Below are 15,084 nucleotides of genomic sequence, written 5' to 3'. Positions count from 1 at the left end.
ATCGGACAAAAAGGGAGTAAGTTTATAGTTCTTTTTTAAAAATTATAGAGGAGTTTTGAAAAAAATATCGAAATAAAATAAAAAAAAGGAAAATTGTGAGGTGATTCTAATGGCTGATTATGCAATGGAGAGGTACAGGACAAAATATCTTATGCTACTAGTGGGAAAAAATCCGCTTCCCAATTATGTAGTAGCTAAGCTCTTTGAAGGATATGCAAAAAAAATTGTTTTTGTCCACTCCGCTGGTACTGCTAAATACGCTGATAACATTAAGAATTTGTTGGAAAGTGGTTTTGAAGATTATGAGCACAGAGAAGTAGATGTAACCAATCCAGAAGATATTTACAGCAAGATAAAAAGCTGGTTAGAAGAAAAGAAAAAGTCGGGAGAGATAAGATCCACATCTGATATTAACCTGAATTATACCGGTGGCACGAAGTCGATGTCTATAAATGCCTATAAGGCTCTGTCGAATGTTTTTAAAAACGGTACAATAAATACAAGCTACCTTGATGCAAGGAGTTTATCTTTACTCTGCAATGATGTATCGACCGGATGTGTGAGAGATAAAGTGCCTGTAAGTATAGAAGATATTGTTAAACTGCATGGGCTTGAATATAAGTCAAACCCAAGGGAAAGAATAATAAATTGTGAATTATCATCTAAACTTTATAATATGTCATTAGACCCCAAAAAGTTTGATGCTTTTAAACAACAAATTAGTAATGAATTGAGAAAAGAAAATGATAAAACTAAATGGCGCCCACCAAGTGAACTGAAGAGCAAAAATGTAGATATTAATGGAAAAGAACACAATATTGACCAATTAAGAAAAGAATTTGGCTATAACGAGTGTGAAGATGTATGTAAATATTTGGATGGAGTATGGTTGGAAGACTATGTGCTTGGTTTAATTGATGAAATTAGGAAAGGTAAAGCCGGGAGGGATTTAAAGATTACAGATATAGCCGGGTCTGTGAATACATATATCGGCACTGGTAAAAAAAATAATATGCCCGACTTTGAGGTGGATGTGGTGGTCATGAAAGGGTACCAACTCTATGCCATATCATGTACAACAGCAAGGGAGAGGGGATTGTGCAAAAGCAAGCTCCTCGAGGTTTATGTTAGGTCTCATCAGTTGGGAGGGGATGAGGCCCGTGTATGTCTCATAGGATATTATAACAATAGCGATGATAAAAGTTTTGGGGGACCATCCGAGCGGATGGAGTTGGAGATAAGAAATGATCTTGGAGGCAGGGATGATTATGATGATAAAGATATAAAAGTGATTCTTGGGGATAAGATAGCAAATTTAAGGAATGAACTTTACGATTGGCTCGAAAGTTAGGGGGGATACATGTGAGTGTATATTGTGCAACATTGCTTGATGTAAGAGGCATACAGGGGTATCTATTTTCAAGCAATTATTTAAAAGAGAACGTAGGGGCTTCTAATAATGTGCATGAGGCGATGGATGGCTATATACGATATGCCTTTAGACAGATGAGATATAAGACAAATATAAGGGTTCTAGAGAAGCCACTGGAGTTTGATGATAGTCTTAGGATTGAGGACGGTTCTATAGATGCCGAGGTTGTGTATGCAGGAGGAGGGAATGCACTTATAGTTTTTAAAAATTCAGAGGCGGCCAGGTCTTTTACCAGAACATATACGAGAGAGATGATTAAAAAGGTCCCAGGATTGAATCTGTTAGTTTGCCATGAGGAATTTGAGTTCGGGAATAATCTATATAGATCATTGAAGGAGCTCCTCAGGATGAGCTTTTATAAAAAGATGAATAGGAGGATTGATAATGACGTGTTGGGCCTTGGGGTGACTGCCAAGTGTCAGAGCAGTGGGCTTCCTGCGGAGTATATTATAAACCTGTCACGTGGTGAAAGCGAAAAGGAATTAAAGAAGCTTTCGGATGTGGCTATGAAAAAATATCTTTCATATAAAAGTGGAAAGCAAAGACTCGAAAAAATAATAAAACGCAATGGATATGACATACCAGACAATTTTGACAAGATAGGGAGGACTAAAGGGGAAAACAGCTATATAGGTGTGATATTCATTGATGGGAATTCAATGTCCAGAAGAAAAGAGGAAATAGGTAAAAATGCTAAAAATGACAGGGAGTATATCCAAAGAATAAGAAGTTTTTCTGAGAGTATTGAGGATGCATCGATTGATGTAATGAAGTCTGTTATTAAGGAATTGATTGGATGTATTGAAAAGAAGGACAGTGAGTGGCATTTTAAAGATATGTTTTCTGGTTGTACTTTCAGATTATATGAGGATGAGGCGAATAATGTGCTTATGCCATTTATCCCGATAGTTTATGGTGGGGACGACATGACATTTGTCTGCGACGGTAGGATAGCTGTATCATTATGCAAAGAGTTTCTGGTTAAACTCTCCAGTGAGAAATTGTCCGATGGCTACCCATTTTATGCCTGTGGCGGAGTAGCAATAGTTAAGGCACATTATCCTTTCTTTATGGCACATCTTATAGCGGAACAGCTATGTGAAAATTCAAAAAAATTCCTTGAAGATGAAGGGTTAAAAGATAAAATGGCATCTGCCATTGACTGGCAGATAATAAGGGGGAGCAGATCAAAAAATATAGAGGATATAAGGGAAAGAGAGTATAGTATCATCAGCGGGAATAAAGAACTCATTTTTAGACCATTTTTTGTTGGAAACAACAAAAGGGCTAAGGAGTTTGAAAACTTTGTTTCTATGATGAACAATTTTTCTGAGGAGAACGGCTGGCCCAGAAGCAAAGTGAAAGGGCTTAGAAATATGCTAAGAGATGGCAAGGATTCTACCAGGACATACTTGAATAACTACGGTATAAAGCTCCCAGATTCTAAAAATGGTGTTTATAGAAATTATATTGAGGAAGGTTTTTATGCCAGGAAAACACCATATTTTGATGCGATTGAACTAAAGGATATGTATTTTTCTATAGGTGGTGACAATGATGACAGCTTACGAGATTAAGATTGAGGTGTTAAGTGATGCCGCGTTTGGAAGCGGAGACGGTATAGCTGGATTTGTAGATATGGATTTGGAATATGATGGTAATGGGTTCCCAATGCTCAAAGGAAAAACGTTGAAAGGGATTATGACAGAAAGGTGTGACTTTATCTTAGATTGCTTAAGGCAATATAAAAATCCTTTTTTAGAAGAATATATTGTATCAAGGCAGAGGCTTTTTGGAAGCCATGGCAGTATTTATGGATGTATTATGCATATATGTAATGCTGTTATTCCGGGAAAAGTGGAAAAATGGTTAATGGCTGCCATAAGCCAGAACAGAGTTACTGCGGATGAGGTAGAGAATGCGATAACCAATACTGTAGTACAGACTGCTGTCGATCAAAAGACAAAGGAAGTGAAGAAGAACAGATTAAGGACAACAAGGGTGCTGCTTCATGGTAATTTTCTTAGTTCCAGCCTTGTATTTGTTGAAGAGCCAACCGTATTTGACATGGAGCTCCTGACGGTTTCTTTGGTTTCAATAAAAGGAATAGGTCTTGCAAAGACAAGAGGAAGAGGACGGGTTAGCGTATCCTTATGGGACGGAAGCAATGAGATAACTGACGAATATTTAAACTCCTTTATTGAGAAGGTGAGATGATGAGTAGACATATATTGTATACCATTGAGACAATAGAACCTGTGATAATTAGTACATACAGGGATGATGTAAACAGCAATGAGACCTTGCCTTATATAACCGGCAGCTCCGTAAGAGGTGTGATTATAGACAGGCTTATTAAAGCAGGTAAAAATAACGATATAAAATTTCTCTTAGATGGGAGTGTGCTGTTTTCCAACCTGTATCCATATAAAAATGAAATATATTTTATACCTGCTCCTATTTCCTTATTTTATGATGAAGATGATGATTTGAAAGTGTACGATTTTTCTTGTGGGCGGCAGAAAAAAGATAGAAGATATAAAAGCTTGCCTAGTGAGTGTTTTGTACATGTAAGTGATGATATATTAAGTATATATACTCCTGAGATGAGGGAATATTTTCACCATCAAAGAAGGCTTAAAGTTGAGGAAGCGGTAAAGTCTTACAGCAACGTGTTCAGATATGGCGCAATCAAAGAAGGTGAAACATTTTACGGTGATGTTTACTGCAACGATGACTACATAGAAATAGTAAAAGGTTTGATGAGTGATGGAGACAATGTTTTTCTCGGGAGAGGTAAGTATGCGGGTTATGGCATGTGTAAAATTAATATCAAAGGTATCTTTAAGGACTCATACGAATATATGCATGAGGTATATGGATTAGATTGGGAAAGTATTGAGGAAGGGAAGCCACTGAGAATGACGTTTTTAAGTAATGCCATTCTATATGACAGATATGGTAGGAATACGGTAAAAATTGATAACGAATTGGTTTCCTATTTGCTTAAGGTTGATACAGAGATTATAGATGCGTATTTCTCCACAGAAATTGTGGGTGGTTTCAACAATAAATGGGGTATGAATTTGCCACAGTCTAATGCAATAAAGGCCGGCAGCACATTTGTTCTCAGGTCATCTCAAAAACCTGATATTAATAGACTTTATAAACTGATGGATGAAGGGGTAGGAGAAAGAAGGGAAGAAGGCTTTGGACGATTGATTTTTAACCCTAATCATAAAGAAGAATTAGAAAAAGAAAAGATAAAATGGGAGCGTAAGAGATATAGGGATAACGAATTACCAGATATGAGTGAAGAAGAAAGAAAAAATGTTGAGGTTATATTAAAAAGGATATGGCATGAGAGGATTAAAAGAAAAATAATAAGTTATATTGCCAGTTTAGCTTTTGACGGTGGTGATATCTCTAATTCACAGCTAAATAATCTGCGTCTTCAACTCCATAAGAGGAGGTTTGGCAATGGTTCTGAACTTTATGATGAAATTAACAATTATTTTAAAGGACTAAATAAAAAGTATTTGGACCAGTATGAAAAGACATTTATAGGTCTGAAAAAGGCCAGAGTAAAAGAATTTATTGATGACATCTGCGGCAAAAGTGAAAACCAATTCACCAACCTGCTTGGGGTCGAGAAGGTCAAAATTAAAGATATATCACCATCGCTTAGTGAGGAGGAATTAACTGGTTTTAAGGTTATATTGATAGATAAGGTATTGGAAAGACTCTATAGAAAGAATAAGGGTGGTGAATGAAATGAGTGAATATCTGGCAGTAAAAGGCCAACTCATATTTGAGGAGCCGTTTCATACCGGTGGAGATATTTCTTATGCTGACTGGAGCGATAATCCCGTTCTTGTTGATCCAATAGATGGCAGTGCAACGATACTGGGAAGTTCCATTGCTGGTGCTATGAGGGATTATCTTGTGTCGTATGCCACCAACTATCATAGTAAAGGCGATTGCCCAATAGCTGATGAGATTTTCGGATACGTTGACGATGAAAATAAAAATCAGAGTAGAATATTGGTTTATGACTTACATGGCTACAGTTATACACCAACCATAAGGGATGGTGTTATGATAGATCCGGAGACAGGTACAGCTTTAAGGGACATGAAATATGATGCTGAATTTATAAACAGTGGTGCTTGTTTTGATATAGCCTTTGATGTTTTTTTAGACAATGAAGAAGAAAAGAGGGCAATTGCGACTATAATGAAAGGATTCGAAAATGGTGAGATTTCATTGGGCTATAAGAAGAACAGGGGATACGGAAGATGCCGGGTTACAAACTGGGAAATTAAGCTTATGGACCTTTCTACACCCTCTGGTCTGTGTGAATGGCTTTTATATAACAGGGGAGAATCTGACGAATGGAAGAACGGAAAAAGCTCGGAAGAATTGATGGGGATTAAGGCTTTTTATGATAAAAGAGATATTTTCAGGCTTTCTTGTGAGTTTGGTGTTGATGGGTCTTTACTCATTGGGACAAACTATCCAAATGCAGACATAGGTGTTGATAAATATACTGTTGTTTCTGCAGACAGCGGTAAAGCTGTTATACCCGGGACAAGCCTGGCGGGTGTTCTAAGAGAAAGGGCAGTTAGGATATTTAATACGTATGGTGCTGATTTATTGGGTGTTTATGAACTTTTTGGATGTAAAGACAAAGCAAGCAGAATAGTTGTCCATGAGTCGACTGTAGAAAATCAAATGAAGCCAATAGTTATTAACAGGGTAAAGATAGACAGATTTACTGGTGGGGCGTTAGAAACGGCACTATTCGATGAGATGCCTATTTATGGTAGCAGTGATACAAGAGTAAATGTAAATATTGAGATTAGACAGCCTAAGGATCATGAGATTGGGTTAATTTTATTTCTTATAAGGGACCTCTGGGTAGGAGATTTGACTGTGGGAGGAGAGAGTGGGATAGGAAGAGGTAGGCTTAAAGGAATGAGTGGTAAAATCAGCAGGAAAGATGAGTTAATAAATATAGATGAGGGGTTTAATTTTTCTGAGCAGCAGAAGATTGATAAATATGTGGATGCATTTTTAAAATGTCTGGGGGTGAAAAGTAATGAATGATTTAAAGGATGCAAAATCCTTTGATTCTTATATAGATGAGATAAATGATACAGAAAGTTTGATAAAAAGTATAAATGACATAGGATTAAGATATAACGCAAACTATATGCTGGCCTTTTTCTTTGATGGGGTTGTGTGGGGGAAAATGATAGATGGAAGATTTTCTTTTTCAAGTGGAATTGTAGAAAATTCACCTGAAATTAATTATGAGAAACTGATTGAATGCAGGATTTTTGGACGGGAATGCGAGGTGTTTTTAAGAAAAAATGATAACAAACTTTATGGAAGTGTATCCAAAGACGGGGAAGATTATGAAGAGCATGAATACATGTTGTGGGGACAGAGGAAAGGAAAAAATGGAGGTGTGATAAATGGCTTTACTGTGGTAGTGGAAAACAGAGGTATAAGACATGCAGTGCCGGTTACTATAGATTATCCTGATAATGATTTTGTTGTAAAGCTCGTTGTGAGGAACAGCATTGATTATGATGAAGATGGCCAGGCGTATTATTCAGGTGGAAGGCTGTGCGATATTGTGGTGAGGAGGATAGAGGATGAGCTTAAAAGAACATATTTCTAATTTGCCAGAAGAAAGGAAAGCACATGCTCCATATAATTTTGTAAAATTGTCAGATAGTATTGCTTATTTTGAGGACGTGGGACTGGACAGATATTATCCCAATAGGTACAGCGGTTACATAGACTGTACCTTGACAAACTTGACGGATCTTTATATAAGGGCAGGATATACATTGGAAGAATATATTAGGCATAGGGATGATAAATTTGTTCCTGTAGAATTTTTCTGTGTGGACAAAGCCACAAAAGAGCCTGTAATACCTGGAAGCAGTATTAGAGGTATGATAAGGGAACTATGTGAGATAATAAGTTTTGCTAAAATGAAGTTTACTGACAGAAATAAGAGGATGCTCTACAGAGACATGAGCAGCTCATCTTCGGCAAAAGACTACATTGGATTGATGAGTGGTAGGATGAGTAAAGATGGCTTTACTGGATTTTATACAAAGGCGAGTGCTGGATACATTAAAGAAGATGGTGGTGAGTATTACATAACTCCAGCTAAAAAAATTAATAACGTTCAATATTTTCGAATTGAAAATGATACTATAAAAAAACTGGAGAATAATTGTCTCAAAGAATTTACAAGGCATAAAATATGGTTTAAACCTACAAAACCAGAAGATCACCAGCATTCAAAGCGGAAACTTTATTATGCCAAAGTAGAAGAAATAATGCTGGATGATGGAAAGACTAAGAAAAGAGAAGGGTGGGAGCGCGGATGGCTTATAATATCAGGCAGTATGAAAAAAAAACATATGCAGTGGATAATCCCCGATGAGGATTTGGAGAGTACATCAATAGAATTAAGCGGAGAGGATATAGAGCTATATAAAAATGAGGCGATTACAGATAAAATAAATAAGAATAAGTTTTCAGTAATACCTCAAGATAAGAATGAAAGCATACCATGTTTTTATATACAATATGAGGACAAAAGTGGACAAAAACATTATTTCTTTGGACACACAGGTATGTTCAGAATACCATACAAATATTCAATAGGAGACTACATTCCACTACATGGTGATGGTAGGCCAGATATGGTTGAGTCTGTATTTGGCTACACTGAGGGTAAGAAAGCCCACAAGGGGAGGGTTTTATTTACTGATGCACGTTTAGCAGATAAACAGAACGTGGTAAGTAGACACCATGTTTCTGTATTGGGAAGCCCAAAACCATCAAGCTATCAGCTTTATCTTAATCAGGACACGCATGATATAGGAAAGCTGAAGAACTATAACTCTAAACCTTTTGACGAAACCGTAATAAGAGGTTACAAGCTGTACTGGCATAAGAATTATGTAAAAGATGTTGAAAATAAAACTGGGAAAAAAGATGTTGAAACTGAATTTGATGCAATATCTGCCGGTATAAGCTTTGAATTTAAAGTTTATTTTGAAAATCTGTCAAATGAAGAACTTGGAATGCTTTTATGGGTATTAAAGCTCCCAGATGGTTGCAAATATAAACTTGGTCTGGGAAAGCCGTTGGGTTGTGGCAGTGTTGATATTAAGCCAGTCTTATATCTTTACAATATCAAAGAGAAATATTCTACGCTGTCTTTAACGAGCTGGATCCAGAAGCAGGATGACGGTAAAATAGATGAACTGAAAAAAGACTTTGAAGACTGTATGAATAAGAGGATTGGTAAGAATATTTTTGGTGAACGGAGGAGAATACTTTTAAGGATGCTGAAGTTCCCTGGACCGAAAGAAACCGACTATATGGAACTTGAGCAATTTAAATCCAGGGAAATTCTTCCTGGACCTACCGGCTTGAAATAGGGCATGGTGATTGCTATGCCTTATTTTAACAAGCTGATAGCAATTTATAATTTTTTTTACGCCTTTGAGAATGGAAATTAGTAAATAATGTAATTATATTATATAAGCAGAATGATTAAATTTTGGAAAATAGGGATAACGTGGTATACTGTAGGATTATAAGTAAGAAAAATAATTTAATTTTGTATAGGGATATAATGATGAAGGAAATGTAATGACTTCAATTCAATATGCTCAAAGTATACTGGATTTTGTGGAGGGATACGTTATAATGATTACAGCAATGGAGAGAAGAAGAATGGAGAGAAAGGCTTATAGGCCTGGCCACTGAGTATGCCCGAAATGTAAGCTGTATTTTTAGTCCTATGTGTGCCATCGTGATAGGTTCTGTGGCCAGGGGAAACTTTAATGAGAGCAGTGATATTGACGTAATAATTATATCTGACAAGATACCGAAAAGCTATAAGAATAGAGGTGAGCTTTTGTATGAGTATGTCTTTGATGCCATAGAACCCAAAGGATATACCACGGATGAGTTTAAGTTTATATACAGAAAAAGAAACCCCATAGAGGCTGTTAGCAAAGGAGTACTGGTACATGATGATGGAATATGGAAAAATATCTTAAAAGACACAAACTCATAAAAGATAGGCAACATAACTGTTAAAGAGGACAAACAACTAATGAAACTGGATGAATGAGGTATGCATAGGAAAATGAGGAGAGCAATCACGTGATAAAAGAGGACGGAGTTATGAATATCCCAAAGCAAGTGGACCATGGTTTTTGGGTACAGTGAGCGAGGATGGTGAACCTTATGTGGTGCCTCTAAACTATTTCTAAAGTGATGGGTAATTGTTATTGTATCTTCCTGTACATGAGAGGGTTATAAGGTAGATACTACAAAGTAGTATAAGGATAGAACGCATGAGCAGAAAGAGGTGTGATGGGCAGCAACTTAGAAGCTTATCTCCTCTATATCATCCCAGCTTAGCTCAAAGTCCTGGTCATCCACGCTGTCCAGTGATACGGGTTTGCCGTTGCAGAGCCTGTTATACTCACAGTATGCACATTTTCTCCTGTCATCTGTGGGCTTAAACTCGGTGTCTTTCAGTATCTGGCTTACAAGGCCGGATATTTTTATTTCGTCCTTTTCAAACCGGTATGAGTCGTAATCTATCCTGACCGGTGAGGAGGGGTAGCTCGGGTTGAAGTACGTGATGGAGATATCGGAGGGCCTTATGTCCTCTTTTATTGTCTTACCGGCTGCTGCCATGGTGTACAGGTACAACCTTGTCTGTATGTCATCCCGGAGTTTTTCTGCATTGGGCCTGGCCGATTCTGTCTTCCAGTCGTATATCTCTACAGTTTCACCCACTACGACAAGGTCGTACTTAGCCATTATTTTTATATTTCCATTGTTATGCCTCAGGGAAAATTCGGGCAGGTATTCTTTCCCTGACTCTACAGGCACGAAGTCTGCCATGGTGGCTATTAAATCACCGTTATGGCCTGAAAGCGGCAGGTTCAAAAAATGCCTTTTAGCGTCTAAGTGGAATTCACGTCCTTCTCTTGCAGCAGGTGAGTCAAAATTCCAGTAGAGGCCTTCTATATACCTGTTTTTAAATTTAAGGGGGCAACTCATGTATGTCCTTAGGGCTGTCTGGCTGAAATACATCCTTTTTATATCTTCCATTTTAATCTCTCCTCTTGGATGAATTCATGGAATATCTTTTTAAAGAGCATGTTATCCAACGGCTTATCATATCTGTCATTTCTGTGGCTGGTGATGACCAGGGTCTCCTTTGCCCTGGTGATGCCTACATAAAGGAGCCTCAGGTTTTCTGAGATTATGTTGAGCTTTGCCTGTTTTTTAAAGTCGGGGTCTACGTTTTCTCCCATGAGGCTTTTAAACTCTGCCTCTATTAAAGAGAAGGGGTTTCTCTCTTCTTCTTTAAGATACCACGTCTCGCCTATGAAGCTGTGGGTCAAAAGCAGGGGGAAGTCTCTGGCTTCTACAGTACCCATAAATACATTATGCCATTCCAGTCCCTTGGCCTTGTGGTAGGTAAGTACCATTACCTCGCCTGGCCTGGCCTCAAAACCTTTTTTCTGATAAAAGACCGATGCCAGGTTGTTATACTTATTTTTGGGAGAGGCAAGCTCATCTATGACATCCTCAATCCTCCAGCCAGGATCATACAGCCTTTTCCTGGCCTCTTCCGCCACTGCCTCACCTATGGCCCTGCTCTCTCCTGTTACTCTCAAAAGGTCCATGATGTATATTATGAGCTTGTCTATGCTCATATCGCCTGCCTCTATCAGTTTTTTGGCTGTCTCTATTGCCCTGTAAAAGATCTCCTTCTCCTCATTGCCCACGTCCTCAGGAAGGACAGGGATCCTGTCTATGGGATAGAGTATATCCTCAACCCTGGAACGATGGATAAACATGTTTAATGGGTGGATATCTTTTATCTCAGGTGCCAGTACATATCGGAGTACGTCTATGAGGTTATCTGTCCTTTCAGGCCTGTTAATAAATTTAAGACAGTAATAAATCTTCCTTGTAATGAGGTCCTCTAAAGGGTAACTGGATACCTCCACAGCCTTTATGCCATTATTGTGGAATATTTCCACCATGGACTCCACCTGATTGTTTGTCCTCAGCAGCACTGCACAAGTCTTGTCCGGATGGAGCTGTATGTATTTTGCGGCAAGAGAGCAAATGTGTGACAGCTCTTCATCCTCATCCTCGTATTCGTAAAATCTTATGCCGTATTTGAAGTTTTCCGGGTTTTTAAAGTTGGCATCGGCTACAGGTTCTATGAGCTGGTATTCTAAGGAGTCCCTTACACTCTCAAACTCATTGAGGGACTTTACACACTCTACCAGGTGGTTTGCCAGCCTTATCACCTCAATAGAGCTCCTGCCGGATGTCTTTATCTCTTTTCTGTCATTGGCGTTGATAAACTCGGTGAACAGCTTAGGGTCTGCTATGGTGAAGGTGGAGAGTATGGCCTGGTTGGGGTCTCCCACACGCACCAGATTGCCGCACTTCTGGGAGAGGAGTTCTAAGATCTTCTCCTGCAGCATGTTAGAGTCCTGCGCCTCATCCTCAAAGAAATAATTCCACCTGTCCTGAAATTTTGAGAGTATCTCGTGTTCTGACGTGAGCAGCCTGTATGCCAGGAGTATGAGGTCGTCAAAGTCTACAGCCCCGTTGAGCCTTAACCTGTCCTGATACAGTGAGTATATCTCAAAGGCCCAGCGGAGGTATGAGTCCTCAGGGAGCTGGTGGATGTATGACATGGCGTCTGAGGATGTGATATTGTTGCCTTTAAAGAGGGATATGGCCCTCCCGACATCGGCTATGAAGCTTTCCCTGAAGTTCTTCTTGATAGTTTCTATACGTTTTGGGGTATAGAAGTCCCTGACCAGCAGCTTTGAGTAAAAGATATCCTCGTGAGTGGAGAGCCATGCCTCAAAGGCCGTCTTCAGGTGGTTTATGCATTCCAGTTCATCCAGTATGTTGTAGTCTTTGGCCAGGCCGAGGGATGCGGGGCTCTCCTTAACTATGGTGGATGCCAATGAGTGGAGGGTCATGACGTCGTAGTTTCTCACAAGTATACCCTTTTCTTTTAAAAGGCTGTCTATGCGCTGTTTGAAGTTGGCCACTGCAGAATTCATGTATGTAACTATCAAGACCCGCGCATCAGCCTCTGTCTCAATTATGTGGGCAGTGAGGTGTGAAAGAAGGGTTGTTTTCCCTGCCCCAGGTACTGAGGGTATAGCCAGCCTCCCGCCTCTATAATATGTTAAAAATTCCTTTAGGTCATTTCTTAGCTTCATTGTCCGATCCTCCTAGATGTATTTGGATGTAAGAAGCGTGCTACGAATGATAGCAGCATCCATGCACCTGGTCGTTCGTCTTGATACTCTAATGATTCATGGCTGCTATTTAGCCGGGTACGCCTCCACTCGGCGTCATAAACCTTAAGCGTCGGCCTCTTAAGTCCATGCCAGATGCCCTGGCTTCATTTGCCACTCATCAAGAGTATAATAGACTCACTCTAAGGTTGCATTTAATGCTTGCTATCATTCTTTATAGACTTCCTACGGTACGATCCTGCATGTCTTCTGTATGTATTCCATAAGCATACCACCCTGCTCTGTAAATCTTGATGAAAGACGGCAGTTTATTACTATGAGTCTCTCACTGCACCGTTTCAGCAGATTGACAATCCTCTTGGAGAGCATAAGCCTGGAATACATATCCTCTATTGCTGGAGTCCAGGTACCCTTCCACCCCGGGAGGAACACATAGGGGTTGGATAAAGGTCTTATATCCGGATCTTCCCAGTCTATGTCAGAGGCGTCAAGCCATATTTGTGCTTTTGAGAAAATAGGGTTCATCAGGTAGGAGTAGGGCGTAGCTATAACAATAGCATCCTCAGGCCTTTCTTCCAAAACCTCGATACCCTTTATACCACGCTTTATCGCAATGACAAAATCTCTGCCATACATTTCACCAGGCCGTATTACCTCCATTATCTTTATATAGCCTGAGGCCATGTCTATAAGTCTCCTGGTAGCCACTATGTTTTCTCTTGTTGTGGGCAGTGGTATGAGATAGTCCCAGAGGAGTTTTTTTAAGAAAGAATCTATTGGCACCTCTTCGTTATATTGGCTCAGCCAGTCGAGCAGTTTTTCGTATTTTTCTCTGCTGCCAAAGCCTATCCTCATAGTGGTCTTATTGTCGAGAGATGTCAGAGACTTTTTGCTTTCTACAAAATTGGCCAGTATAGAAGCCCTTACAGGGTCCATGTCAAAACAGGCGCAAAAAGTATCCTTGAGGTCGCTGTGGTTTGGGTTTATGCCCCACCATGGGTGGGCCAGCATTGTCAGGGTAACAATATTTCTTATAAATGGCTGGTCTATTAGTCTTCCGGTATTTGTAAGGGGAAAGGGCCTCAATCCCAAAGCAGAAAGATTTGATACCAGCAACTCCTCAGAGACCGGGTCCAGATAAGGGGCTATCACAGAAATCTCTCCAGGCTTAAATCCCTTTGCAATAAGTTTTTTTACTGCATCCACAGCGGAGTCTATCATCTCACTTTTGTATTCACACTCAACCAGACTTACCGGGGAAGATACGGTAACTGCCCTGCCGCCCTCTATATTTGCCTGCAGGGCGCCGGACAGTGACAGAAGGCTATCTGAAGATGTATAGTAGTTGTTTAGTTCTATTATATTGCATCTTTCCTTTAACTCTTTTAATGTATAATCAGGAGAGGCACCAAGGACCACAGAATAACCCCCATCGGTGGAAAAGGCAAGGTATGCCTCCTCAAACCAATCCAGGAATGAAGATATGAATGAGACCACAGAGGGGTTGGACTCTTCAAGATTGTCAGCCAGGAGGTATTTAAATCTTTCCTTAAACCTTTCTCTATATATCTCTGTGTCCCTTAAGCAGTTATTATATAGATACAGGCTCAGGCCATAATCAATAAACCCATGGCTCAAGAGCAGGTCTATGTATTCGCATAAGGCAGCACCCATATCCTTAAAGGCCGTCGGATTTTTGTCGGGGTGGGCCTGAATCAGGAGGTCTGGAATTTCATGATAGTCTATGAGGCAGGAAGTTGCCCTGGAAAAGTTATGCATGACCTCCAGGGATATGCTGTCCGATGTGGCCTTGATATCTGGGAATCCTCCTTCTTTTTGCATCCTTTCAACAATCTCACGCATTATTTCATGGGCTGTCAATGTATCAATGAGTATCGGATGTGGGTTCTTTGCCTCGATTTTGGTGCAGTTTTTTAAGACTACAGGCCAGAAGAGCATAAGCTCATCGCTCACAAACCTTGGGAATGTGGTTATACACGTAGAGGTATCTGTATCAAGTTCCACACTGCGTTTTATATGGTTCATATTGGGCTTATTCAATGTGATAAAGAGTATCTCATCAGTTCTGATATGTTTTTTTGTAAGTTTCAGGTACTGTTCTTTAAGATATGTGGTTTTGCCGCTTCCGGCCGGGCCTTTTATAAGGAACGCACTCAAAGGTGTCACCTCACTCGTACATCTAAGATTAAATGCAAGGGCCTATCTGGCATTGAATATATAACATTTAAGAGCAATACCCTGTAAATTAATTGCTCAGAAATTATATAT

11 protein-coding genes are annotated in these 15,084 nt (G+C 39.5%); 8 read left to right on the top strand and 3 right to left on the bottom strand.

Annotation, left to right across the window (positions count from 1 at the left end):
- The first annotated feature begins 109 nt into the window (after positions 1-109).
- From FWJ32_RS06680 to FWJ32_RS06645, 8 genes are all read left to right on the top strand, one after another.
- Positions 110-1,351 (top strand): PDDEXK family nuclease, encoded by a 1,242-nt coding sequence (locus tag FWJ32_RS06680; protein WP_149545188.1) that lies wholly within the window; start codon positions 110-112, stop codon positions 1,349-1,351.
- Between the two features lie 11 nt (positions 1,352-1,362).
- Entirely contained in the window at positions 1,363-3,009 is a 1,647-nt protein-coding gene (locus tag FWJ32_RS06675; RefSeq protein WP_149545187.1) for a hypothetical protein, read from the top strand.
- Entirely contained in the window at positions 2,987-3,649 is a 663-nt protein-coding gene (locus tag FWJ32_RS06670; RefSeq protein WP_149545186.1) for a hypothetical protein, read from the top strand. Before FWJ32_RS06675 ends, FWJ32_RS06670 begins: the two co-directional genes overlap by 23 nt.
- Positions 3,649-5,205, top strand: a complete 1,557-nt coding sequence (locus FWJ32_RS06665; protein WP_149545185.1) for an RAMP superfamily CRISPR-associated protein — start codon at positions 3,649-3,651, stop codon at positions 5,203-5,205. The genes FWJ32_RS06670 and FWJ32_RS06665 overlap by 1 nt, the downstream gene beginning before the upstream one ends.
- A 1-nt stretch (position 5,206) precedes the next feature.
- Positions 5,207-6,541 (top strand): RAMP superfamily CRISPR-associated protein, encoded by a 1,335-nt coding sequence (locus FWJ32_RS06660; RefSeq protein WP_149545184.1) that lies wholly within the window; start codon positions 5,207-5,209, stop codon positions 6,539-6,541.
- Entirely contained in the window at positions 6,534-7,121 is a 588-nt protein-coding gene (gene csx19, locus FWJ32_RS06655; protein WP_149545183.1) for a type III-D CRISPR-associated protein Csx19, read from the top strand. The genes FWJ32_RS06660 and csx19 overlap by 8 nt, the downstream gene beginning before the upstream one ends.
- Positions 7,096-8,907: a TIGR03986 family type III CRISPR-associated RAMP protein gene (locus FWJ32_RS06650; RefSeq protein ID WP_149545182.1), complete on the top strand. Its 1,812-nt coding sequence runs from the start codon at positions 7,096-7,098 to the stop codon at positions 8,905-8,907. Before csx19 ends, FWJ32_RS06650 begins: the two co-directional genes overlap by 26 nt.
- A 377-nt stretch (positions 8,908-9,284) precedes the next feature.
- A complete protein-coding gene (locus tag FWJ32_RS06645) occupies positions 9,285-9,551 on the top strand; it encodes a nucleotidyltransferase domain-containing protein (RefSeq protein WP_238988815.1) in 267 nt (88 codons plus the stop codon).
- A gap of 314 nt (positions 9,552-9,865) precedes the next feature.
- Here the strand turns inward: FWJ32_RS06645 and FWJ32_RS06640 are convergent, their stop codons facing one another.
- The 3 genes from FWJ32_RS06640 to FWJ32_RS06630 all read right to left on the bottom strand — a co-directional run bounded on the left by FWJ32_RS06640 (position 9,866) and on the right by FWJ32_RS06630 (position 14,973).
- On the bottom strand, positions 9,866-10,603 hold the full coding sequence (locus FWJ32_RS06640) for a PD-(D/E)XK nuclease family protein (protein WP_149545180.1): 738 nt from the start codon (positions 10,601-10,603) through the stop codon (positions 9,866-9,868).
- The gene (locus FWJ32_RS06635; RefSeq protein ID WP_149545179.1) at positions 10,591-12,756 is read right to left on the bottom strand and encodes an ATP-dependent helicase; all 2,166 of its coding nucleotides are present in this window, start codon (positions 12,754-12,756) and stop codon (positions 10,591-10,593) included. The genes FWJ32_RS06640 and FWJ32_RS06635 overlap by 13 nt, the downstream gene beginning before the upstream one ends.
- 264 nt (positions 12,757-13,020) lie before the next feature.
- Positions 13,021-14,973: a UvrD-helicase domain-containing protein gene (locus FWJ32_RS06630; protein WP_149545178.1), complete on the bottom strand. Its 1,953-nt coding sequence runs from the start codon at positions 14,971-14,973 to the stop codon at positions 13,021-13,023.
- Between the last annotated feature and the right edge of the window lie 111 nt (positions 14,974-15,084).

This window comes from Calorimonas adulescens, assembly GCF_008274215.1.
In the GTDB taxonomy this organism is placed as follows: Bacteria; Bacillota; Thermoanaerobacteria; order Thermoanaerobacterales; family UBA4877; genus Calorimonas; species Calorimonas adulescens.
The sequence above is the reverse complement of the archived record's forward strand: the minus strand, read 5'-3'. Positions and strand labels throughout refer to the sequence as shown.